The following is a 21,836-nucleotide window of genomic DNA, read 5'->3' as shown; positions in this document are numbered from 1 at the left end:
TCCAGTCTCACCGTTTGCGTCTGAACGTCGAGCACTACCCCACCAAACACCAGATCAATGATGCTCCGGAGGTTCCCCGATGCTCCAACGCGAGATTCCGCGCCGACGCGCCCTGCAGCTCGGCGGGCTCGTCGCACTGGCCCCGCTCGTGCCCCAGTTCCTCGCCGCCCAGCCCGCCGCCGCACTGATCGGCGGCCGAGCGGCGGCCGCCGCAGGCGGAGGCATCCCCGTTCCCGACCTCTCGCCCAAGGCGCTCTGGTACGGCACCCCCGCGACCGACTGGGAGACGCAGGCGCTGCCGATCGGCAACGGGCGCCTCGGTGCGATGCTCTTCGGCAACCCCGACGAGGAGGTCGTGCAGTTCAACGAGCAGAGCCTCTGGGGCGGGCTCAACGACTACGACAACGCCCTCGCCGGCAAGCCCGACGGCGCCTACGACACGAGCGTCACCGGCTTCGGCTCGTACCGCGACTTCGGCACCCTCACGATCGCGTTCGGCGCACGACCCAAGGTCACCGCGCCCGGCGGCCCCTACAAGATCTGGGGCGCCGAAGACGTCGACAAGAGCTACGACGGCAACCCGCAGACGAAGTGGTGCATCGACGGTCCGCCCGCGCACGTGCTCTGGCAGGCCGAACTGCCGAGCGCCGCCGTCGTCTCGTCGTACAGCTTCACGAGCGCGAACGACGTGCCCGCCCGCGACCCCCAGGAATGGCGGGTGCTCGGCTCGAACGACGGCGGCACGTGGGCGACGCTCGACAGCCGCACCGGCGCACCGTTCGAGCAGCGCTTCCAGACGAAGACCTACGAGTTCCAGAACACGACCGCCTACCGCTTCTACCGCGTCGACTTCGTGCCGAAGGCGGGGGTGAGCCACTTCCAGGTGTCCGAGATCGGGCTCGGCGGCGTCGAGCTGGCGGCGGGCGGCAGCGTCTACGTGTCGTCGCCGACGGGCCACGCCGATTCCCTCGTGGGCAGCGTCGACGGCGAGGCGTCCACCGTCTGGCAGGTCGCCGACGCCGGGTCGGGTGCCGCATGGCAGCTCGAGCTCGTCGCGAAGCGAGCCCTCACGGGGTATGTGCTGACGAGCGGACCCGACGCACCCGGAGCCGATCCGCGCGACTGGGTGCTCGACGCCTCGAACGACGGGCTCGCGTGGAAGACCCTCGACACGAAGTCGGGCGTCGCGTTCGCCGCCCGCGGCGAGGCGAAGGCCTTCACGTTCGCGAACTCGACCGCCTACACCCGGTACCGCCTCACGTTCACGTCGCCCGGGGCGTTCCGCCTCGCGGGCGTCGCGTTCACGGGCAGCGGCTACTCGACGCGCGGACAGCGCAACGTGGTCGGGTACCGGCGCGCACTCGACCCCACGGTCGGCGTTCACACCGCGCACTTCGCGACCGTCGGCGGCACCGTGCTGCGCGAGGCGTTCGCGAGCCGCGACGCCGACGTGGTCGTGCTGCGCTACACGAGCGACACCGCCGGCGCGCTGACGGGCACGATCACCCTCGCCTCCGAGCAGGAGAACTCGCCGACGTCGGTCGACGCCGCGGCACGGCGCATCGGCTTCGCGGGCACGATGGCGAACGACCTCAGCCACGCGGCGACGGTGCGCATCGCCGAGACCGACGGCGAGGTGACGGCCGACGGCGGGGGCTTGCGGGTGTCGGGCGCCTCGGTCATCACGCTCCACCTCGACGCGCGCACCGACTACAAGCTCAGCGCCGCCGACGGGTGGCGCGGCGCCGCGCCCCAGCCGGGCATCGACGCCGCCCTCGAGGCGGCGGGCGGGCGCAGCTTCGACGACCTGCACGACGAGCACGTCGCCCAGGTCTCGAAGCTCATGTCGCGTGCCGCGGTCGAATGGGGCGAGACGGATGCCTCGGTGCTGGCGCTGCCGACCACGACGCGCCTCGCACGCTACGGGGCGGGCGAGTCCGACCCGACGCTCGAGCAGTCGATGTACGACTTCGGACGCTACCTGCTGCTGAGCTCGTCGCGGCCGGGCGGCCTGCCCGCCAACCTGCAGGGCCTCTGGAACAACTCGAACCAGCCCGCGTGGGCGAGCGACTACCACACCAACATCAACGTCCAGATGAACTACTGGGGCGCCGAGACGACCGACCTGCCCGAGGCGCACGAGGCGCTCATCGCGTTCGTGCAGCAGGTCGCGGTGCCGAGCCGGGTCGCGACGCGCAACGCGTTCGGCGAGGACACCCGCGGCTGGACCGCCCGCACCTCGCAGAGCATCTTCGGCGGCAACTCGTGGGAGTGGAACACGGTCGCGAGTGCCTGGTACATGCAGCACGTGTACGAGCACTGGGCGTTCACGCAGGACAAGACGTACCTGCGCGACGTCGCCTATCCGATGATCAAGGAGATCTGCGAGTTCTGGCAGGACCGCCTCAAGGAACTGCCCGACGGCAGCCTGGTGGCGCCCGACGGCTGGTCGCCCGAGCACGGCCCGCGCGAGGACGGCGTGATGTACGACCAGCAGATCATCTGGGACCTGTTCCAGAACTACCTCGACTGCGCCGACGCCCTCGACGTCGACGCCGAGTACCGGGCGACCGTCGCCGACCTGCAGTCGCGGCTCGCGCCCAACAAGATCGGCAGCTGGGGCCAGTTGCAGGAGTGGCAGACCGACCGCGACAGCCCGACCGACATCCACCGCCACACCTCGCACCTCTTCGCGGTGTACCCGGGCCGGCAGATCACGGCGGCCTCGCCCGAGCTCGCGGCGGCGGCGCTCGTGTCGCTCAAGGCCCGCTGCGGCGAGAAGGAGGGCGTGCCGTTCACCGCGGCGACCGTGTCCGGCGACAGCCGGCGCTCGTGGACGTGGCCCTGGCGCACCGCGCTCTTCGCCCGCCTCGGCGACGCCGAGCGCGCCGGCGTCATGGTGCGCGGCCTGCTCACCTACAACACGCTGTCGAACCTGTGGTGCAACCACCCGCCGTTCCAGCTCGACGGCAACTTCGGCATCACCGGCGCGATCGCCGAGATGCTGCTGCAGAGCCACGACGGCGTCATCCGACTGCTGCCGGCGCTGCCCGCCGACTGGGCCGCGTCGGGGTCGTTCACGGGGCTGCGCGCCCGCGGCGGCTACTCGGTGAGCTGCGAGTGGAAGGCCGGTGAGGTCGTCTCGTACGACGTCGTCGCCGACCGTGCGCCGAACATGTCGAACGTCACCGTCGTGGTGGGCGGCGAGCGCCGCAAGGTGAAGCCCGCGAACCCGACGGCCGGCAACCCGATGCGCGACCTCGGACCGGCCGCCTGACGCTTCGCTCCACCCGCAGCGATGGCGGATGCCTCGGGCATCGACCCGAGGCATCCGTCATCGTCAGGCCGAGGTGAACAACTTGAACCCGACGTGGGATGCCGCGAAGCCGAGCCGCTCGTAGAAGCGGTGCGCGTCGACCCGGCGGGCGTCGGAGGTGAGCTGCACGAGCGCCACGCCGCTCGCGCGCGCTTCGTCGACCGCCCAGCTGATCATCGCGCTGCCGACGCCGCGGCCGCGCAGGTCGTCGGCGACGCGAACGGCCTCGATCTGCATGCGGAAGGCGCCGCCGCGCGAGATCCCGGGGATGATCGTGAGCTGCATCGTGCCGACGAAGCGGCCGGCGGCATCGTCGACCGCGACGAGCGTGTTGGCGGGGTCGGCGTCGATCGCCTCGAAGCCCCGCTCGTAGCGCGCGAAGTGCTCGGGGTCGGAGCTGTCGTCGTCGCGACGCAGCGAATCGGCGGCGGTCATCGCGACGAGCGCCGGCAGGTCGTGACGGGTGGCGCGGCGGAGGGTGTAGCAGTCCCCGCGGACATCGAGGTCGACGGGAAGCGCAGGTGCGGCAGGGAGCATGCAGCCAGTCTCGCAGCGGCGCACCCCCGCCTTCGACGATGAGCCCGCCCGCGAGGCGTCCGCAACCGCTGGCGGCTGTCGGCGGTTGCGGCCAAGATGACCGCATGGACGTCATCGACTGGCTGCTCGACGCCGACCCGGCGATCCGCTGGCAGGTGCTGCACGATCTGCAGGGCGACGCCGAGGGCGCCGCCGCCGAGCGCTCGCGGGTCGCGACCGAGGGCTGGGGCGCGCGCCTGCTGGCCCTGCAAGACGACCGCGGGTACTGGAACGACGATGAGTACGGCGAAGACGGAGACCGCCGCAGCGTCATGTGGTCGTTGCAGTCGCTGCACCGTTTCGGCGTCGAACCCGAGGCACCGCCGGTTCGTCGTGCGATCGCGCGCGTGCGCGACGGCGTCACGTGGCACTACTGGGGTGACCTGCCGTTCTTCCACGGCGAGGTCGAGGAGTGCATCAACGGCGGCGTGCTCGCCGCCGGCGCGTACTTCGGCGTGCTCGGCGCCGGCAGCGACCGCATCATCGCGCGGCTGCTCGACGAGCAGCTGCCCGACGGCGGCTGGAACTGCGAACCCCGCGAGGAGTCCGAGCGGTCGTCGTTCGACTCGACCCTCTGCGTGCTCGAGGGGCTGCTCCGGTACGAGCAGGCGGTCACGGGCGGCACGGGCACGGGGGCCGTCGCCGACGGCGCCGCGGCGCCCACCGCCGACCTCGCGGCCGTGACCGCGGCCCGCCGTCGCGGCGAGGAGTACCTGCTCGACCGCAACCTGTTCCGGCGGCGTTCGACCGGCGAGATCGTGCTCTCCCGATACCGCAACTTCTCGTTCCCGACCTACTGGTTCTACGACGTGCTGCGAGCGCTCGACCACTTCCGTTCGGCGGGCGACGCGCCCGATGCGCGTGTCGCCGACGCCGTCGACCTGCTGCTCTCGAAACGCGGCGACGACGGCCGCTGGCTCGCCGGGCAGCCGTGGCACGGCGAGGTGTACTTCGCGCTCGACGCCCCCGAGGGCGAGCCGAGCCGCTGGAACACGCTGCGCGCCCTCCGCGTGCTCCGCTGGGTCGACGAGGCGGCCATGTAGCCGCGGCTCAGAGCATCGCCCCCACGAGCGCCTCGCCGAGCGGCGTGCGCAGGTGCATCACGCGGGCGCCGTCGCGGGCGGAGGCGATGAGCCCGCCCTCCCGCAGCACGCCGAGATGATGCGAGGCGGTCGAGACCGCGAGCCCGACGTCGGCGGCGACCTGCGAGGTTGTGCGCGCGGTGTGCGCCCCGAGCAGGATCTCTGCGCGCGCGGGCCCGATGAGCGCTCCGAGCGCCGCCGCGGTCGACGCCGGGTCGCGCGCCCACGTCTCGGTGACGCCGCGCGCCGGGTAGAACACGGTGGGCTGCGCGGGCGGCTCGGTGAGCACCATGCACCCGAACGACGACATCACCGAGGGCACGAGCACGAGCCCCGACCCCCGGCAGTCGAGCACCTCGCGATGCAGGCGCAGCTCGACCCGCACGGCGTCGTCGCTCCAGCTCACCGAGGGATGCAGCTCGCCGGCCATCGCCCCGACCCCGGCGGTCGCGATGCGCCGCGAACGCACCGCGATGTCGGCCCGCAGCAGCCGCTCGAGCTGCGTCCACACGGGCGCGAGCACCGCCGCCCACACCTCGCTCCACGCGTCGGCGATCATCGCACGCGCCCGCTCGGGCTCGTCGATCATGCGCCGGATCGCCTGCTGCCGCGCGCCTTCCGACCGCGCGACCATCTTGTTGAGGTCGACGAGCATCGGCTCGACGGGCGCGACGCGCATCCTGGCCGCCTCCTCCTCGGGTTCGAGGTCCCAGCCCGGCTCCGAGGTGAGGAAGTCGGGCATGTACCCGTCGACGCCGATCACCACGGCGAGCAGTTCGAACGCCTCTCGGGGCACGCGGCCGCGCACCGCGCGGAGCCATCCCCACTGCAGCGGGTGGGCTTCGGGCCGCTGCAGCACGCGCACCGCGTGACTGAGCTCGTGACCGGGCGAGATTCCGAACCGGATCGCCGAGATGTCGCCCGGGGCCAGCCGGAACTCGACGAAGTTTCGATCCACATCGAAACACTACAGCGACGGGATGCCGCGGGCCGAGGCTGTTCGCAGACGAACCGCCCGATCGGCCCGAGCACCGCCCCCCCGCGACTCGCGCCGCGGCATCCCAGAACCGGACCAACCGAACCGAACCGAACCGAACCGAGGAGCAGAGCATGAACGCCGCCGAGATCACCCTGACGCCCACCATGACCCCGCCCGTCACGCCCGTCGTCGTGCCGGCCGACGCACTCCGCATCGGCACCGGTCGCACGCGCCGATTCGTCGGCCTCGAGCACGGCGCCCGCATCTCGTACTTCTTCGTCGACAACGAGCCCGGCCAGGGCGCCGACCTGCACTGGCACCCCTACAGCGAGACGTGGATCGTGCTCGAGGGCACCGCGCGCATCACCGTCGGCGACACCGAGCTCATCGCCCGCGCCGGAGACACCGCCACCGCGCCCGCCGGAGTGTGGCACGGTTTCAAGAACGTCGGCGAGGGGCGCCTGCAGCTCATCGGCATCCACGCCGCCGAGACGATCGTGCAGACCTGGGCCGACGAATCGGACTGAGTCACCCCGCACGCCGACCACTCGAGAAGGAGAACCCCATGTCGTTCCAGGCCTACCTCGACAACATCGAGACGAAGACCGGCCTCACGCCGCGCCAGTTCGTCGAGCTCGCGCGCGAGCGCGGCTTCGACGAGACCACCAAGGCGACCCCCATCGTCACGTGGCTGGCCGACGACTACGGCCTCGGCCGCGGCCACGCGATGGCGCTCGTGCACGTCATCACGAAGGGCCCGCAGATCAGCACCAAGCACGTCGGCACCGACGGCGTGCATCGCGACACGACCGACACGCTCTGGCTCGACGGCAAGGCCACGAACCCCAACCCCTGAAGACAGCGCATCGAGTGTGCACTCGTCGCCCGGATTCGGGCCAGGAGTGCACACCCGGGCGGATGAGGCCGGCGCGCGGGCACGCGCGGGTCGGCTCAGCTCGAGCCGCTGCGATAGCGGTGCTCGGGTCGGCCGGCGCTGCCGTAGCGGAGCGACACCGTGACCGCGCCGCGCGCGGCGAGCTCGGCGAGATGCCGCTGGGCGGTCGCGCGGGAGACCCCCGCGCGCTCGGCGACCTCGACGCTCGACGCCTCACCGCCGTCGGCCAGGGCGTCGAGGATCAACTGCTGGGTGCCCGAGCGCGACGAGGTCGGCGCCGCACCGTGCAGCACGCCGAGCGCCCGATCGATCGTGTCCTGCGCGAGCGGCGACTCGACCGCGAGCAGGTTGCGGTACCGCAGGTACCCGTCGAGACGCTCCTGCAGGGTGCGGGCCTCGAACGGCTTCACGAGGTAGTGCAGCGCCCCCGAGCGCAGGGCACGACGCACCGTCGCCGCGTCGTTCGCGGCACTCAGCACGAACCGGTCGAGCCCGCTCTCACGGGCGAGCTCGATGCCGTCGCCGTCGGGCAGGTAGACGTCGACGAGCAGCAGCTCGGGCCGCCAGTCGCGGATCGCGGTGCGCGCCGACGCGATGTCGCGCACGGGCGGCAGCGCCTCGAACCCGGGCCTGGCCGAGACGAGGTCGTGGTGGATCCCCGCCACCCTGAAGTCGTCGTCGACCACGAGCACCCGCACGTCTGCGGTCATCACCGCACCTCTCCTTCGTCTCCGTCGCCCGTCGGGCGCCGGTGCATGACGGCCGGCAGCCGGGCCGCGAACACGGCGCCACGACCCGCCCCGCCCGCATCGACGAGCCAGAGATCGCCACCCCGCCGGCGCGCGAAGCGTCGCGCGAGCGGCAGTCCGATGCCGCGGCCGTGCACCCGATCGGAGGCCTCGTCGGTGTCCTCCGCATCGTCGGCACCGTCGTCGGCGCGGCCGGCGAAGAGCCGCTCGGGGTCGGCGACGCCCCGGCCCGAGTCGCTGATCGTCACCGCGAGCGTGTCGCCGTCGTCGAGGAGCGAGAGCTCCACCCATCTCGGCTCGTCGCCCGCGACCGCGGCGGTGACCGCGTTGTCGACGAGGTTCCCGAGCACGGCGGCCACGTCCTCGGGCTCGTCGACGATGCCGACGAGGAGGGTGTCGTCGGCGACCCGCAGCTCGACGCCGCGCTCGGCGGCCTCGACCGCCTTCGCTCCGACGAGCGCCTGCAGGAAGGGGTCGTCGATCGCCTCGACCGCCGCCTCGGGCACGGCGCCGCGGCTCGACAGCTCGGCGAGGAACTCCTGGGCGTCGACGATCCGCCCGACCGCGAGCAGCCCCGACACGGCGTGCATGCGGTTCGCGAACTCGTGCCGCTGGGCGCGCAGGGCGTTGGTGGCCGTGCGCACCGCGTCGAGTCGCTCGGCGAGCGCGACGACGTCGGTGCGGTCGCGCACGACGGCGACGACCCCGAGGTCGCGGTCGCCGCGGCGCACCCGTCGCGCCTCGACGTAGCCGACATGGTCGGCGGTGACGAGTTCGCCGAGCGCGAGCGGCTCGCCGTCGAGTCCCCGGCGGATGGCCTCGACGAGCGCGGGCGGCAGCTCGAGCTCTGCGAGCGGGCGGCCGATCGCCGCCTCGTCGAGCGCGAGCAGGTCTCGCGCCGATCGGTTCACCGCGCGAACGACGCCGTCGCCCGAGACGGCGACGACCCCGTCGTTCACGCCGTCGAGCACGGCCGCCTGGTTCTGCAGCAGCGCGCCGAGCTCCTCGGGCTGCACGCCGAGCGTGAGCCGTTCGAGCCGGCGGCGGATGAGGAAGGCGGCGAGCGCGGCCACGCCGAACGCGAGCGCGACGGCACCGGCGATCGCGGCGACGAGCCCCGGCACCTCGGCGAGGACGCTGGCCGGGGCGAACCCCACGCTCACCTCGCCGACGATGCCGGCGCTCCCGCCGCCGGGACCGGTCGGGCCGGCGCCCGGCCGGTACACCGGCACCTTCGCCCTGGCGGACTCGCCGAGGGTGCCCCGCTCCCAGGTGACGATCTCCTCGCCGGCGAGCACCCGCTCGTACTCGGTGCTCACCCGCTCACCGAGCCGTGCGGGATCGGGGTGCGCGAGCCGCAGCCCGTCGTCGTCGGCCACGACGACGAAGAGCGCACCGGTGCGCCGGGCGATCTCCGTCGCCTGCCGCTGCACCTCGCCGTCGGCGAGCACCGCGGCGTCCAGCTCGGCGTCGCCGGCGTACTCGGCGACCGCCCGCCGCAGCTGCGGGTCGGAGGCGACGGTTCGCGCGATCGCGAGCGCGGTCGACTGCGTCTCCGTGCGCAGCTGCTGCACGCCGATCCACGCGAACGCCGCCGCGCACACCGCGATCACCGCCGCCGCGGCAGCGAGCTGGGTCACGAGCATGCGGGTGGTGAACCTCATGCGGCTCCCTCCGCGCTCGTCGGCCCGATGGTGCGCGATCCGATGATGCATCGTCGGCCGACGAAGCACGCGCCCCGAGGCATCCGGCCCGGCACGTCGTGAGCAGAATGCGCAGAACCAACGCTACGCGCAGAACGCGGCGCAATGCGAGTTATCGGCCGGCCGGCCTCCGCAGTCCGTACGCTCCTCGAGACCCACCAGCCCCGTGCGGGCGCTCACTGACAAGGACGTCACCATGCTCGTGATCCTCGGATTCGCCATGATCCTCGTGTTCATGGCCCTCATCATGACCAAGCGGCTCACGCCGATGGTCGCCCTCATCGTGGTGCCCACGATCTTCGGCCTCTTCGCGGGCGCCGGGCTCGGCATCGGCGACATGGTGATGGAGGCGATCGGCGGCATGGCCCCGACCGCGGCCCTGCTCATGTTCGCCATCATGTACTTCGGCATCATGATCGACGTCGGGCTGTTCGATCCGCTCATCCGCTTCATCACGCGCATGCTCGGCAACGACCCGGCGAAGGTCGTGCTCGGCACGGCGCTTCTCGCGGGTGCCGTCTCGCTCGACGGCGACGGCTCCACGACCTTCATCATCACGACCTCGGCGATGCTGCCGATCTACCTGCGGCTCGGCATGAGCCCGGTCGTGCTCACGTGCGTCGCCGGCCTCATGAACGGCACGCTCAACATCGTGCCGTGGGGCGGCCCGACCGTGCGCGCCGCGACCGCGCTCAAGATCTCGCCGACCGACATCTTCGTGCCGATGCTGCCGTCGCTCGCCGTGGGCCTCGCGATCGCGCTCGCCTTCGCCTGGATGCTGGGCCTTGCCGAGCGCAAGCGCCTGGGCACGCTCGCCACCTCGAACGTCATGATCGATGAATGGGCGGATGCCGCGGCCGACGGCCGCACGAGCGCGGGTCGCTTCGGCATGAAGGTGCCTCGGCTCGTGCGCGGCGCGCAGGGCTCGGTCGGCGCGCGGGCGACCCTCGCCACGACGAACATCGTCACCGTGAGCGGGTCGGGCACGCCCGCGCCCGTCGCCGTCGCCGAGGACGAGCGCGACACGGCGATGGCCGACACGATGCTGCACCCCGACCGGCCCACGCTGCGGCCGAAGCTCATCTGGTTCAACCTCGCGCTCACCGTCGCGGTGATGGTGCTGCTCGTGCTCGACGTCATGCCGCTCGCGTTCGTCTTCATGATCGGGTCGGCGCTCGCGCTCATCCTGAACTTCCCGAAGCTCAAGGACCAGTCGGCCGAGATCGTCGCGCACGCGCCGAGCATCGTCGGCGTCGTGTCGATGGTGCTCGCCGCGGGGGTGCTCGTCGGCGTGCTCGACGGCACCGGCATGGTCACGGCGATGGCCGAGTGGGTCGTCGACATCGTGCCGCCGGCGCTCGGCCCGTACCTGGCGATCATCACGGGCGTGCTGTCGATCCCGATGACGTTCTTCATGTCGAACGACGCGTTCTACTACGGCATCCTGCCGATCCTCGCCGAGAGCGCCTCGACCTACGGCATCAGCGCCGCCGAGATGGCGCGCGCCTCGGTCATCGGCCAGCCCGTGCACCTGCAGAGCCCGCTCGTGCCGGCGATCCTGCTGCTCGTGTCGCTCGCGAGCGTCAACCTCGGCGATCACCACAAGAAGGTGCTGTGGCGGGCGACGCTCGTCTCGCTCGTGATGCTCGTCGTCGGCGTGCTCGTCGGGGCGATTCCCTTCGGCTGACGCCCGCGCTGCCGCCGCTCGGCCCGGTTCGGCTCAGCCGAGCCGGGCCGAGAGGCGCGAGCGGCGGAACTGGCCCGCCGCGACGAGCACGGCGACGACGCCGGCGAAGACCGCACAGGAGATGAGCCCGAGCGGCCCGGACAGCCAGGCGGGCGGCACCGGCGACCCGGCGGCCACGAGCAGCGCGCCGAGCCCGGCCGAGGCGTTGAACGCCCCGTGGCCGAACACGGCGGGCCACACCGAGCCCGTTCGCAGGCGCGTCCAGCCGAGCAGCACGCCGAACAGGGTGCACGAGAGCACCATGAGCAGCACGCCCGTGACGTCGGTGAGGCCGAAGTTGTAGCCGAGCAGGATGAGCGGGGTGTGCCAGAACCCCCAGAACGCGCCCGAGACGATGAGCGCCGGCCAGACGCCGAGCGGGCGCAGGGCGGGCAGCAGCCAGCCGCGCCAGCCTACCTCCTCACCGAACGCGAAGGGGGCGTTGACGACGGCGCCGACCGGGATCATCGCGAGCTGCAGGGCGACGACGAGCACCACCGGGGGCATGGAGGTGCCGGGCGGCAGCTCGCCGGCGAGCGCCTCGGCGAACCCCGAGAAGCCGACCGGGTCGAGCACCGCGAGCCCCGCGATCCACGTGATTCCCAAGCCGATCGCGACGATCAGGGGCATGGCGAAGACCATGACGACGCTCATCCCGATCGTGCGCCGCGCCGGACGCAACGGCCACATGCCGAGACCCCGCAGGATGTCGCGCGCCGGGCGCCGCCCGCGGGTCCGCCGGTCCACGACGAGCGCCGCGAGCGTCGCCACGGCCGGCGTCAGCATCATGGCGGTCGCGACCAGCGGCAGCAACGGGTCGGCCATGCCCTCGCCGCGCGCCCAGAGCGGCCAGGCCACGAGCCAGGCGAGCCCGCACGAGACGACGGCGAACACCGCGACCGAAGCCCAGTGCACGTGCCGGTCGGCACCGTCGACCCGCTCGGCGCCCTCGGCTTCCTCGGCACCGACCGCCTCCGCCATGATCCTCGGCTGTTCGCTCATCTTGGCCACGCTACCGAGTCGTGCGCAGCACCGGATCCGCCGCAGGACGGAGATCGCCGGCGCATGAGCGCCGCCCCGAGGCATCCGTGCGGCCGTCGGTCGGCCGGCCGGTCAGGCGACGAGCTGCCGCCAGGCCCCCGCCCGGGCGTCGATCGGCGTGCCGTTCGAGATGCGAGCCGTGCGCGCGGCCGGGTCGAGCCGCACGGTCGCGAGCGTCGCCCAGCGCTCGCCGAACGGCAGCGTCAGGTCGGGGCGGTGGCAGAGCAGCGGCTGGCCCGGATCGGAGTAGAGGAAGGCGAGCAGCTCCTCGTCGGTGCGCGGCTCGGGGTAGTCCGCGAAGCGGGCGGCGATCAGGCCGTAACGCTCGTCGGAGTCGGGCTGGTAGATCTCGGTCTTCTCCTGTGCCTGCGCCTCGCGACTCAGGAAGTGGTTCGTGCGCACGACCGTGCCGTCGACGGGCTCGACGACGAACACCCCGATCGGAGTGATGTCGGTCGTCACGACCGTGTCGGCGTCGAGCAGCGTGAACGAGCTCGACGCGCTGCGCGGCGCGTCGCGCACGAGCTCGACCGCCTCGTCGACCGAGGCCGCCTCCTCGAGCACCGTCGCCGACAGCACGTGCACGGGCACGCCGCCCGCACCGTCGGTGCGGTGTCCGAGGATGTTGAAGTGCAGGGCGAGCCCCGCGCTGTTGACGCCGATCTTGCCGAGCATGCCGTGCTCGGTGAGGCCCGCGACGTCGTACCGGCCGCCGCGCGTCTCGTGCGTGTGCCACTCGCCGTCGAGCTGGTGGTGCCAGTCCCAGGTCTGCAGTCCGAAGGTGCGCACCGAACCGTCGGCGAACCGCACCCGCCGGCCGATCGTCGAGCACTCGCCCGGCGCGGCGCCCACGCCCTGCGAGAGGATCTCGGTGCGCGCATTGAGCGCGTACACGTGCCACGGCTCGACCCCCGCTCCGGCGGCCAGCCCGTCCATCTCGGCGAGCCGGGCGGGCCGCCATCCGCCGACCGCGTCGGCGCAGCTCAGGGCGAGGTCGCGCACGACGGCCTCGTCGAGCTCGTACTTCGCGAAGAGCTCGAGATAGGTCCGCAGCCCTGCGGGCAGGGCGTCGCGGAGTTGCGCGCCCCGTTCACGACCGCGTTCGAGCGGATCGGCGCCGTTCGCGACGACGTGCAGGCGGTCGGTGATGCTGTGCAATGGATCGTTCCTTCAGCGGTTGCGGTGGAGATGGCGCGACGGGTTCCCGACGCGGTTCAGAGCTGGTGGGCGAGCTGCTCGATGACGCCGCGCCGCGGCACCCAGCCGGGCTGGGGCGCGCACTCGAGCAGCAGTCTCGTGTACGGATGGGTCGGGCGGTCGAGGATCTCGCCGACCGTCCCACGTTCGACGATGCGGCCCCTGCGCATGACGATGACGTCGTCGGCGACGGCGCGCACGACGGAGAGGTCGTGCGTGATGAAGAGGTAGGTGAGCCCCTTCTCGCTGCGCAGCCGGGCGAGCAGGTCGAGCACCTGCGCCTGCACCGAGACGTCGAGCGCCGAGACCGCCTCGTCGAGCACGATGATCTCGGGCTCGGCGGCGAGCGCGCGGGCGATCGCGACCCGCTGCTTCTGGCCGCCCGAGAGCGCAGAGGGCTTCGCGTCGGCGTGCCGTTCGGTGAGGCCGACCTCGGCGAAGAGCTCGAGCAGCCGCGCCCGGCGCCCGGCGCGATCGAGGTCGGGCCGATGCACGCGCAGCATCTCGTCGATGGTCGCCGAGACCGGCAGCGACCGGTTGAGCGAGCCCTGCGGATCTTGGAAGACCATCTGCACGAGCTTCGACCGCGCGCGCAGGCGCGATCGCGACGTGGTCGGTCGCACCTCGTTCCCGTCGATGCGGACCGCGCCGGCCTCGGCCGTCTCGAGCCCGACGATCACGCGGGCGAGCGTCGACTTGCCCGACCCGGACTCGCCGACGACGGCGAGGCACGTGCCGCGGCGCACCGTGCACGAGACGTCGTCGAGCGCCGTGACGCTCGACCGGCGCCCGACATGGAAGGTGCGGCGGAGTCCCACCGCCTCCAGGATGAGGTCTTCGCTCATTCGTGCGCCTCCGTTCCGTTCGCGGGCACCGGCGCACGCCCCGCCGGGTGGAGCAGGGGTCGGGCGGCCATGAGCGCACGCGTGTACTCGGTCTTCGGCCGGTCGCGGATGTCGTCGGGCGTGCCGATCTCGAGGATCGCACCGTCCTTCATGACGGCCAGCCGATCGCACACCGCCGCCGCGAGGTCGAGGTCGTGCGTCACGAAGATCATCGAGAGCCCGTGCTGGCGGCGCTTCTCGTCGAGGATCGCCACGACCTCGGCCTGCGTCGTCACGTCGAGCGCCGTGGTGGGCTCGTCGGCCAGCAGCAGCTTCGGCTCGCCCGACATCGCCCCCGCGATCACGACGCGCTGCAGCATCCCGCCCGAGAGCTGGTGCGGGTAGGAGCCCAGCACCCGCTCGGTGTCGGTGATTCCCACCTGCCGCAGCAAGTCCGCGGCGCGGGCCTTCGCCGCCGCCTTGGGGATGCCGCGGGCATCGGCCATGCCCTCGACGAGGAACCGCTCGACGCGGAGCACGGGGTTGAGCGCGCCGTGCGGGTTCTGCGCGATGAGCGCGAGGTCGTTCGCCCGGATCCGCCGGAGCTGCTCGCCGCGCGCGGCGAGCAGGTCGGTTCCGTCGAGCTCGATCGATCCGCCGACGCGGGCGCCGCCCGGCTCGATGCCGAGGAGGCACTTCAGCGTCATCGACTTGCCCGAGCCCGACTCGCCGACGAGGCCGAGGGCCTCGCCCTGGCGGAGCGAGAACGAGTTGCCGCGCAGGATCTCGGTCTCCTCGCCCGTGTCGGGGTCGACGACCGCGAGCGTCAGGTGCTCGACGTTCAGCATCAGCGCGTCCTTCCCGCCGCCCGGCGTCCGCCGAGCTGCTCTCCCACGTAACCGAGCGCGGCCACGGTGATCACGATCGCGAGGCCCGCGAAGACGCTCTGCTCCCAGTACCCCTGCAGCAGCGAGGCCTGGCCGTTCGAGACCATGAGGCCCCAGTCGGGCGTCGGCGGCTGCACGCCGAGCCCCAGGAACGAGAGCGCGGCGAGGTCGATCATCGCGTAGCCGAAGTTGATGGTCATGCCCGTGAAGATCTGGGTGCGCACGTTCGGCAGGATGTGGCGCCCCGTGATGACGAGTCCCGAGATGCCCTGCAGTTGCGCAGACGACACGTACGGCAGGTTGCGCTCGCGCAGCGCCACCGACCGGATGACGCGGGCCGAGTACGGCGTGAAGCCGATGGCGAGCGCGATCGAGGCGGTGAGCAGCGACGGCCCGAAGATCGCGACCGCGAGGATGGCGAGCAGCATGTTCGGGAACGCGAACAGCACGTCGAGGACGCGACCGATGAACGCGTCGACCCGGCCGCCGAACCACACCGCGGTCAGCGCGAGGAGCGAGGCCGAGACGGCGGCCACGAGCACGACGACCGTGGGGCCGATGAGGCTCGTGCGCGCTCCCCACACGATGCGCGAGAAGATGTCGCGACCCGACTGGTCGGTGCCGAACCAGTGCTCGAGGCTCGGCGGGAGGTGCCGGTCGACGATCGATCCGACGTACGGGTCGTACGGTGCGATGTACGGCGCGAAGACGGCCGTGAGCACGACGACGGCGAGGATGCCGGCGCAGACGAGCCCGAGGGTGCCGAGCCGCAGGCGCAGCCGCCGCCAGCCCGTGACCGGGCCGTCGAGTCGTTGCCGGCGGATCGCCTGCACCGCGACGGTGTCCTGGCCGACGGTGTTCGCCGGCGGCTCCGTGGTGATCTGCCGACTCGTCATGCCGACACCTCCCTGGCGAGTCGTACCCGCGGATCGATGACGGCATAGAGCAGGTCGACGATGAGGTTGATGAGGCCGAACGCGAGCACCATGATGAGTGCGATCGCCTGGACGACGGCGAAGTCCTTCTTCTGCACGGAGTTGACGAGCAGCGATCCGATGCCGTCGAGCGTGAACGCGTACTCGATCACGAATGCACTCGCGAGCAGGCCCGCGATGTTCGTGCCGATGACCGTGGTCACGGGCAGCATCGAGTTGCGGATCGTGTGCCGACCGAGCACGATGCGCTTCGGCACCCCGCGCGCGACCGCCATCACGACGTGCTCGGAGCCCTGCTCCTCACGCACCGCCGTGCGGGTGATCCGGGCGACGACCGCGATCGCCGGGAACGCGAGGGCGATCGCCGGCAGCGTCAGGTGCCAGACGCGGTCGGCGAACCCCTCCCCCGATCCCGACACCGGGAACCAGCCGAGGTTCGCACCGAACAGCGCCATCAGCACGAGCGCGGCGAAGAAGGTCGGCACGGCGAACCCGAGGTTCGAGCCGAACACGACGACCTTCTCGAAGGCGCCCGAGCGCGTGGCCGCGAGGATGCCCAGCCCGACGCCGAGGAGCACGATCAGGATCGCCGCGTATGCCGCGAGGAAGAGCGTGGTGGGCAGGCGCGACTCGATGAGGGTCGAGACATCCTGCTGCGTCAGCAGGGACCGGCCGAAGTCGCCGTGGAGCACGTCGATGAGCCAGTTCCAGTAGCGCACGAGGAAGGGATCATCCAGCCCGTACTGCGCCCGGATCGCGTCGAGCACCTCGGGGCTGACCGTGCGCCCCTGCACGAGGAACTGCTCGGGACTTCCCGGAGCGAGGTACATCCCGCTGAACACGATGAAGCTGGAGACGAGCAGCACCAGCGCCAGTGCGACGAGGCGTTTCAGTACGTAGAGCATGGACGATCCCTTCCCGCGCGCACCCGGCTACTCGGCCGAGCCGAGGTCGGCGGCCCAGGGGTAGTACAGGTAGATGAAGGAGGCGGGAACCCCGGTCACCGACTGGTCGAGGTAGAGCCGGACCGCGAGGTCGTTGATCGGCACCCAGGGCTGCTGCTGCATGACGAGCGCCTCCGCGTCGACCGTGAGCTCTGCCCGCTTGGCGGGGTCGCTCTCCGCGTAGGCGGCGTCGATCGCCGCGTCGATCTCGGGGTCGGAGAAGCCCGCGTAGTTCTGCTGGCTGCCCGTGTAGGCGACGTTGTCGAGGTGCGCGAGCGGCGACGGGCTCGAGAGGTAGTTGGTGGTGACGAAGCCGTCGTAGCCCTTGCGCGCCTCGGGGTCGGAGAAGAACGCTCCGAACTGGGCGCTCGGCACGCCGGTCGGCTCGAGGGTGAGGCCGAGCTCCTTGGCACCGTTCGCCATCTCGTTGAGGATGTCGGCGTAGAACGAGCGCTCGCTCGGATAGGCGATCTTGATCGGCTGCGAGAGGTCGACGGTCGCGGCCTCGAGCTCCTGCTTCGCGGCGTCCAGGTCGTAGCTCAGGTCGGGCAGCTCGGCGTCGCGCTGCTCGGCGACGTCGGGGTAGTGGTTCCACGGTCCCTGCGGCACGATCGAGCGCGACGGCGTGCCCGTGCCCTCGTAGACGGTGTCGGCGATGGCCTGGCGGTCGGTCGCCCGGGTGAGGGCGCGCCGCACTGCAGGGTCGCCGAAGGTGCCGTTGCCGGTCGAGATGATCGCCATGATCTGCATGCCCTCGCCGTACGAGAGTGCGCCCGTGCTGCTCGTCGAGAGCTGTCCGAGTGCCGGCAGCGGAACGTCGTAGGAGCCCTGGATCTCACCGGTCGAGAGCCCCGTCGCGATGGCGGTGGGGTCGACGACGAAGCCGATCTCGACCTCCTTCGCCTTGGCGCGCTTCTCGGCGTTCCAGTAGTCGTCGTAGCGGTCGAGCGAGATCGACTGGCCCTGCTTCCATTCGCCCACCTGGAACGGCCCGGTGCACATGACGCCGGCCTCGGGGTTGCCGTAGTCCTCTCCCGCGGCCTCGCGCTGCTGCTGCTGCACGACCGCGCCGAGGTTCGTGGCAAGTTCCTCGTCGAGGATGGTGTTCGGCTCCGAAAGGGTGAGCGTGACCTCCCACTCGCCGGTCTTCTCGATGCCCGTGACATCGGCGAAGCTCGATGCGAGGTAGCTGCCCTCGGAGGGGTCGAGGTGGCGGTTCAGGCTGAACACCACGTCATCGGCGGTCATCGGCGTGCCGTCCCAGAAGGTGACGTCGTCACGGATCTGGAAGACGTAGGTCTGTGCGTCGTCGGAGACCTCGAAGCTCGAGGCGAGGTTCGGCTCGACCGAGAAGTCCGGCTGCATCTGGAACAGGGACTCGCAGAGGTTGGAGAGGATCGTGTTCTCCGGGTAGTTGAACGCCTTGACCGGGTCGAGCGTCGCGAGTTCGCCGTAGGTCGAGTTCCACGTGACCTTGTCGACCTCGCCGGTCGCGGCCGGCGTGAGCTGCAGGAGCTCGCCCTCGTCGAGCGTCGAGCCGGAATCGCCGCCTCGATCCGCCGTGCATCCCGCGAGCCCCAGGCTCGCGACCGCGAGGAGCGCGATCGATGCTCTTGTCATTGCGGTTTTCACTGTGTCCTCCTGAGCTTCTCCGTCGAATCTCACGCCGTCGAGTGCGATGAGCTACGGCGAAGCTACTAGAAGAATCGATTCTTGTAAATCGATTCCGTAAATCGATTCTCTTTGTGAGGATCCCTGCTGCGATCAGCGCAGTCCGCTTGCTACGCTGGCCGGGTGTCCATCGATGCGGCGAGACCGACGATCAACGACGTCGCCGAGCGCGCCGGCGTCTCGCGAACGACGGTCTCGAACGCGCTGAACGGCAAGGGCACGATCGGCGCCGAGACCATCGAGCGGGTCAAGCGCGTCGCAGACGAACTCGGCTACGAGCCCAACGCCATGGCCCGCGGACTCCGGCAGTCGAAGCTCGGGGTCATCTCGCTGCTGATCCGGCCGCTCGAGTCGCTCGACACCGCGATGCCCGAGGGGGTCGACTACTTCCTCCGGTTCGCCGGCTCCGCCGCCCTGGCCGCGATGGACCACGGGTACTCGCTCATGCTCATCTCCGACCCGACGAAGCCCGGCGCGCCGCCCTCGTCGCTCGCCGCCGACGGCTGCCTCGTCGAAGCGCCGATCCGCAACGATCCCGCGCTCACCCTGCTCGACCGCAAGCGCATCCCGTTCGTCGCGGTCGGCGTCGACCCCGCGCGCCCCGACGCCTTCCCTGCGATCGCGCAGCAGACCGAGCGCGACACGCGGCTCGCCCTCGACCACCTCCTCGACGCCGGGGCGCGACGGGTCGCGCTCGTGACCGGCACCGACGAGAACTCGTGGAACGCGCACGCACGGCGCGGCTACGAGCAGTGGGCCGCCGAGCACGGCATCGAGCCGATGATTCGCGCACGCGACGAGACGAGCGGAGTCGACGGCGGTCGCACGGTCGCGCATGAACTCCTCACGGGCGACGCCCCGCCCGACGGCGTGTACTGCCTGACCGGTCGTCATGCGGCGGGATTCGTCGCAGGGGCCCGCGAACTCGGCGTCGGCGTCCCCGACGACCTGCTCGTCGTCGCCGGCTCGGACGCGGTCATGAACCGCACCTCGACCCCCACCATCACCGCGCTCGACCTCCGCCCCGTCGAGACCGCGCGGCTCGCCGTCGACGCGTTGATCCGCCTGCTCGACGGAGAGCCCGTCGACTGGTCGAGCCTCGATCCGGCCAGTGAGCTCGTCGTCCGCGACTCGACGTCGCGGCGCAACGGCGACGCCGCCGTGACGGCCTGATCCCCGGGCAGACCCCCCGGGCGGCCGCTCGCAGCCGACTCACCGTTCGAGGCCGTAGGCTCGATGCACCGCAAAACCCTGATCTGCAGAGGAGTCCGCCTGCCATGAGCGACGCCGCGAACCTTGACGTCTTCAACCGCCGCGAGTCCGAGGTGCGCGGCTACGTGCGCTCGTTCCCGACGGTGTTCGACCGGGCGACCGGTTCGACCCTCGTCGACGCCGACGGCCGCGAGTACCTCGACTTCTTCGCCGGGGCCGGCGTCTTGAACTACGGGCACAACAACCCGGCGTTCACCCGCGCGATCATCGAGTACCTCGAGCGCGACGGCATCATCCACGGGCTCGACATGGCGACCTCGGCCAAGCGCGCCTTCATCGAGGCGTTCGAGCGCCTCATCCTCGAGCCGCGCGGGCTCGACCACAAGCTGCAGTTCACGGGTCCGACCGGTGCGAACGCCGTCGAGGCCGCACTCAAGGTCGCCCGCCAGGCGACCGGCCGCCCGACCGTCGTCGCGTTCACGAACGCGTTCCACGGCCTGAGCATGGGCGCCCTCGCGGCCACCGGCAACAGCCACTACCGCGAGGCCGCTGGCGTCACCCTCGACGACGTCGTGCGCCTGCCCTACGACGGCTACCTCGGCGAGAACGTCGACACCCTCGACCTCTTCGAGAAGATGCTCGACGACCCGGGATCGGGCCTCGACCTGCCTGCGGCGGTCATCGTCGAGGCGGTGCAGGGCGAGGGCGGCATCAACGTCGCGAGCGTGCCGTGGCTGCAGCGCCTGCGCGCGATCACCGCCGAGCGCGGCATCCTGCTCATCCTCGACGAGATCCAGGCGGGCGTCGGCCGCACCGGTGCCTTCTTCGCCTTCGAGGCCGCGGGCATCGTGCCCGACCTCGTGACGGTGTCGAAGTCGATCTCGGGCTCCGGCCTGCCGATGTCGCTGGTGCTGCTGCGCCCCGAGGTCGACGTGTGGAAGCCGGGCGCCCACACGGGCACCTTCCGCGGCAACAACCTCGCGTTCGTCTCCGCCCGTGTCGCCCTCGAGGCGTACTGGGCCGACACGGCGTTCGTCGACGAGGTCGCCCGCAAGTCGGCGCTCCTCGCCGGCGAGCTCGAGCTGATCGCCGCCGAGAACCCGTCGCTCGGACTCACCGTGCGCGGGCGCGGCCTCATGTACGGCCTCGTCTCCGACGGCGACCGCGGCCTCGCGGGGCGCATCTCGAAGGAGGCCTTCACGCGCGGGCTCGTCATCGAGACCTCTGGCGCGTTCGACGAGGTGCTGAAGTTCCTGCCGGCGCTCACGATCACCGACGACGAGCTGCTGCGCGGCCTCGCGATCGTGCGCGAGAGCCTCGCCGCGGTGACGGCGACCGCGGTCGCGGCGAGCTGACCGGCCGGCTCGAGCGGCCCCTCGGCCCGCGGGAACAACCCGACTCATGACCGACGACGCGGCACGGCCGCCCCGCCGCGGGGCCGGCCGGCCGCGCGTCGCGGTGCTGAACCGCGAGCGCATCACCGACGAGGCGCTGCGCCTCGTCGACCGCAAGGGCGCCGGCGCACTCACGATCCAGGCGCTCGCCGACCGTCTGGGCGTCGTCCCGAGCGCCATCTACAACCACGCCGCATCGCGAGCCGTCATCCTCGGGTGGATCCAGGAGCGCCTCGTGCGCGAGGTGGATGTCTCGGGCTTCGGCCCGCTTCCGTGGCGAGCGGCGACCGAACGCTGGGCGTGGAGCTACCTTCGCGTGCTGCGCGCGCACCGGGAGTGCGTCGCGATCTACGCGCACCTGCCGATCCGCGACACCCCTGAGGCGACGCAGATGTACCAGCGCGTCATCGTCGGGTTCCAGGCTGCCGGTTTCCCGCCGCCCGAGGTGTTCGCGTCGATCTCGGCGATCGAGCAGCTCGTGTTCGGCGGCGCCATCGACTCGCTCGGCCCCGAGGACGTCTACGCCCCCGAAGCGCCCGGGATCGTCGCCCAGGCGTACGCACTGCACCGCCGGCGACTCGTCGAGGAGCGCGTGCTGGTCGCCGACCGCGCGTTCGAGCTCGCACTCGGACTGCTGCTCGACGGGCTCGCGGCGCGATACCGCATCGCGCCCGCACGCTGACGGCGATGCAGCACACTGCGCGC

The 21,836-nt window shown here is 71.6% G+C and carries 19 protein-coding genes; 8 read left to right on the top strand and 11 right to left on the bottom strand.

The window, feature by feature from the left end:
* Positions 1-79 precede the first annotated feature (79 nt).
* Positions 80-3,277 (top strand): glycosyl hydrolase family 95 catalytic domain-containing protein, encoded by a 3,198-nt coding sequence (locus tag PX701_RS11375; protein WP_275506329.1) that lies wholly within the window; start codon positions 80-82, stop codon positions 3,275-3,277.
* A 63-nt stretch (positions 3,278-3,340) separates the two neighbouring features.
* Here the strand turns inward: PX701_RS11375 and PX701_RS11370 are convergent, their stop codons facing one another.
* Positions 3,341-3,853, bottom strand: a complete 513-nt coding sequence (locus tag PX701_RS11370) for a GNAT family N-acetyltransferase (RefSeq protein ID WP_275506328.1) — start codon at positions 3,851-3,853, stop codon at positions 3,341-3,343.
* Between the two features lie 104 nt (positions 3,854-3,957).
* Here PX701_RS11370 and PX701_RS11365 point away from each other — a divergent pair, with 104 nt between their 5' ends.
* Positions 3,958-4,935, top strand: a complete 978-nt coding sequence (locus PX701_RS11365; protein WP_275506327.1) for a hypothetical protein — start codon at positions 3,958-3,960, stop codon at positions 4,933-4,935.
* A 7-nt stretch (positions 4,936-4,942) separates the two neighbouring features.
* Here PX701_RS11365 and PX701_RS11360 read toward each other — a convergent pair whose 3' ends face one another.
* On the bottom strand, positions 4,943-5,932 hold the full coding sequence (locus tag PX701_RS11360) for an ArsR/SmtB family transcription factor (protein WP_275506326.1): 990 nt from the start codon (positions 5,930-5,932) through the stop codon (positions 4,943-4,945).
* Positions 5,933-6,084: 152 nt separating this feature from the next.
* Here PX701_RS11360 and PX701_RS11355 point away from each other — a divergent pair, with 152 nt between their 5' ends.
* Positions 6,085-6,480 carry a cupin domain-containing protein gene (locus PX701_RS11355; RefSeq protein WP_231431979.1) on the top strand — a complete coding sequence of 132 codons (396 nt, stop codon included), beginning with the start codon at positions 6,085-6,087 and terminating at the stop codon, positions 6,478-6,480.
* Positions 6,481-6,518: 38 nt separating this feature from the next.
* Complete coding sequence (locus PX701_RS11350) at positions 6,519-6,809, top strand: DUF4287 domain-containing protein (protein ID WP_231431980.1); 291 nt, start codon at positions 6,519-6,521, stop codon at positions 6,807-6,809.
* 95 nt (positions 6,810-6,904) lie between these two features.
* On the opposite strand, the gene PX701_RS11345 is transcribed toward PX701_RS11350, so the two are convergent.
* A complete protein-coding gene (locus tag PX701_RS11345; RefSeq protein WP_231432390.1) occupies positions 6,905-7,558 on the bottom strand; it encodes a response regulator in 654 nt (217 codons plus the stop codon).
* Complete coding sequence (locus tag PX701_RS11340; RefSeq protein WP_275506325.1) at positions 7,558-9,261, bottom strand: sensor histidine kinase; 1,704 nt, start codon at positions 9,259-9,261, stop codon at positions 7,558-7,560. Before PX701_RS11340 ends, PX701_RS11345 begins: the two co-directional genes overlap by 1 nt.
* Before the next feature lie 235 nt (positions 9,262-9,496).
* Here PX701_RS11340 and PX701_RS11335 point away from each other — a divergent pair, with 235 nt between their 5' ends.
* Complete coding sequence (locus tag PX701_RS11335) at positions 9,497-10,987, top strand: CitMHS family transporter (protein WP_275506324.1); 1,491 nt, start codon at positions 9,497-9,499, stop codon at positions 10,985-10,987.
* Between the two features lie 33 nt (positions 10,988-11,020).
* On the opposite strand, the gene PX701_RS11330 is transcribed toward PX701_RS11335, so the two are convergent.
* The 7 genes from PX701_RS11330 to PX701_RS11300 form a co-directional block, all read right to left on the bottom strand.
* Positions 11,021-12,028: a CPBP family intramembrane glutamic endopeptidase gene (locus tag PX701_RS11330; RefSeq protein WP_275506323.1), complete on the bottom strand. Its 1,008-nt coding sequence runs from the start codon at positions 12,026-12,028 to the stop codon at positions 11,021-11,023.
* Between the two features lie 111 nt (positions 12,029-12,139).
* Positions 12,140-13,225 (bottom strand): C45 family autoproteolytic acyltransferase/hydrolase, encoded by a 1,086-nt coding sequence (locus PX701_RS11325; protein ID WP_275506322.1) that lies wholly within the window; start codon positions 13,223-13,225, stop codon positions 12,140-12,142.
* A 56-nt stretch (positions 13,226-13,281) separates the two neighbouring features.
* Positions 13,282-14,109 carry an ABC transporter ATP-binding protein gene (locus tag PX701_RS11320; RefSeq protein ID WP_231431985.1) on the bottom strand — a complete coding sequence of 276 codons (828 nt, stop codon included), beginning with the start codon at positions 14,107-14,109 and terminating at the stop codon, positions 13,282-13,284.
* A complete protein-coding gene (locus tag PX701_RS11315; protein WP_275506321.1) occupies positions 14,106-14,936 on the bottom strand; it encodes an ABC transporter ATP-binding protein in 831 nt (276 codons plus the stop codon). Before PX701_RS11315 ends, PX701_RS11320 begins: the two co-directional genes overlap by 4 nt.
* A complete protein-coding gene (locus PX701_RS11310) occupies positions 14,936-15,871 on the bottom strand; it encodes an ABC transporter permease (RefSeq protein ID WP_275506320.1) in 936 nt (311 codons plus the stop codon). Before PX701_RS11310 ends, PX701_RS11315 begins: the two co-directional genes overlap by 1 nt.
* Positions 15,868-16,815 carry an ABC transporter permease gene (locus PX701_RS11305; protein ID WP_231431988.1) on the bottom strand — a complete coding sequence of 316 codons (948 nt, stop codon included), beginning with the start codon at positions 16,813-16,815 and terminating at the stop codon, positions 15,868-15,870. The genes PX701_RS11310 and PX701_RS11305 overlap by 4 nt, the downstream gene beginning before the upstream one ends.
* A 27-nt stretch (positions 16,816-16,842) precedes the next feature.
* The gene (locus tag PX701_RS11300) at positions 16,843-18,474 is read right to left on the bottom strand and encodes an ABC transporter substrate-binding protein (protein ID WP_231431989.1); all 1,632 of its coding nucleotides are present in this window, start codon (positions 18,472-18,474) and stop codon (positions 16,843-16,845) included.
* A 174-nt stretch (positions 18,475-18,648) separates the two neighbouring features.
* On the opposite strand from PX701_RS11300, the gene PX701_RS11295 reads away from it, so the two are divergent.
* The 3 genes from PX701_RS11295 (at position 18,649) to PX701_RS11285 (ending at position 21,813) form a co-directional block, all read left to right on the top strand.
* Positions 18,649-19,698, top strand: coding sequence for a LacI family DNA-binding transcriptional regulator (locus tag PX701_RS11295; protein ID WP_275506319.1), 1,050 nt, complete (start codon positions 18,649-18,651; stop codon positions 19,696-19,698).
* A gap of 104 nt (positions 19,699-19,802) precedes the next feature.
* The gene (gene ectB / locus PX701_RS11290) at positions 19,803-21,092 is read left to right on the top strand and encodes a diaminobutyrate--2-oxoglutarate transaminase (RefSeq protein WP_231431991.1); all 1,290 of its coding nucleotides are present in this window, start codon (positions 19,803-19,805) and stop codon (positions 21,090-21,092) included.
* 46 nt (positions 21,093-21,138) lie between these two features.
* Positions 21,139-21,813, top strand: coding sequence for a TetR/AcrR family transcriptional regulator (locus PX701_RS11285; protein ID WP_275506318.1), 675 nt, complete (start codon positions 21,139-21,141; stop codon positions 21,811-21,813).
* Positions 21,814-21,836: the final 23 nt, after the last annotated feature.

This window comes from Agromyces chromiiresistens (assembly GCF_029167465.1).
Classification (GTDB): Bacteria; Actinomycetota; Actinomycetes; order Actinomycetales; family Microbacteriaceae; genus Agromyces; species Agromyces chromiiresistens.
Note: the sequence above shows the minus strand (reverse complement) of the source record. Positions and strands in the feature narration are given on the sequence as shown.

What these genes read in the sequence shown, in the direction of transcription:
- PX701_RS11375 (WP_275506329.1), top strand. Translation starts at nt 80, where the DNA reads ATGCTCCAACGCGAGATTCCGCGCCGACGCGCCCTGCAGCTCGGCGGG.
- PX701_RS11370 (WP_275506328.1), bottom strand. Translation starts at nt 3,853, where the DNA reads ATGCTCCCTGCCGCACCTGCGCTTCCCGTCGACCTCGATGTCCGCGGG.
- PX701_RS11365 (WP_275506327.1), top strand. Translation starts at nt 3,958, where the DNA reads ATGGACGTCATCGACTGGCTGCTCGACGCCGACCCGGCGATCCGCTGG.
- PX701_RS11355 (WP_231431979.1), top strand. Translation starts at nt 6,085, where the DNA reads ATGAACGCCGCCGAGATCACCCTGACGCCCACCATGACCCCGCCCGTC.
- PX701_RS11350 (WP_231431980.1), top strand. Translation starts at nt 6,519, where the DNA reads ATGTCGTTCCAGGCCTACCTCGACAACATCGAGACGAAGACCGGCCTC.
- PX701_RS11345 (WP_231432390.1), bottom strand. Translation starts at nt 7,558, where the DNA reads ATGACCGCAGACGTGCGGGTGCTCGTGGTCGACGACGACTTCAGGGTG.
- PX701_RS11340 (WP_275506325.1), bottom strand. Translation starts at nt 9,261, where the DNA reads ATGAGGTTCACCACCCGCATGCTCGTGACCCAGCTCGCTGCCGCGGCG.
- PX701_RS11335 (WP_275506324.1), top strand. Translation starts at nt 9,497, where the DNA reads ATGCTCGTGATCCTCGGATTCGCCATGATCCTCGTGTTCATGGCCCTC.
- PX701_RS11330 (WP_275506323.1), bottom strand. Translation starts at nt 12,028, where the DNA reads ATGAGCGAACAGCCGAGGATCATGGCGGAGGCGGTCGGTGCCGAGGAA.
- PX701_RS11320 (WP_231431985.1), bottom strand. Translation starts at nt 14,109, where the DNA reads ATGAGCGAAGACCTCATCCTGGAGGCGGTGGGACTCCGCCGCACCTTC.
- PX701_RS11315 (WP_275506321.1), bottom strand. Translation starts at nt 14,936, where the DNA reads ATGCTGAACGTCGAGCACCTGACGCTCGCGGTCGTCGACCCCGACACG.
- PX701_RS11310 (WP_275506320.1), bottom strand. Translation starts at nt 15,871, where the DNA reads ATGACGAGTCGGCAGATCACCACGGAGCCGCCGGCGAACACCGTCGGC.
- PX701_RS11305 (WP_231431988.1), bottom strand. Translation starts at nt 16,815, where the DNA reads ATGCTCTACGTACTGAAACGCCTCGTCGCACTGGCGCTGGTGCTGCTC.
- PX701_RS11300 (WP_231431989.1), bottom strand. Translation starts at nt 18,474, where the DNA reads ATGACAAGAGCATCGATCGCGCTCCTCGCGGTCGCGAGCCTGGGGCTC.
- ectB (WP_231431991.1), top strand. Translation starts at nt 19,803, where the DNA reads ATGAGCGACGCCGCGAACCTTGACGTCTTCAACCGCCGCGAGTCCGAG.
- PX701_RS11285 (WP_275506318.1), top strand. Translation starts at nt 21,139, where the DNA reads ATGACCGACGACGCGGCACGGCCGCCCCGCCGCGGGGCCGGCCGGCCG.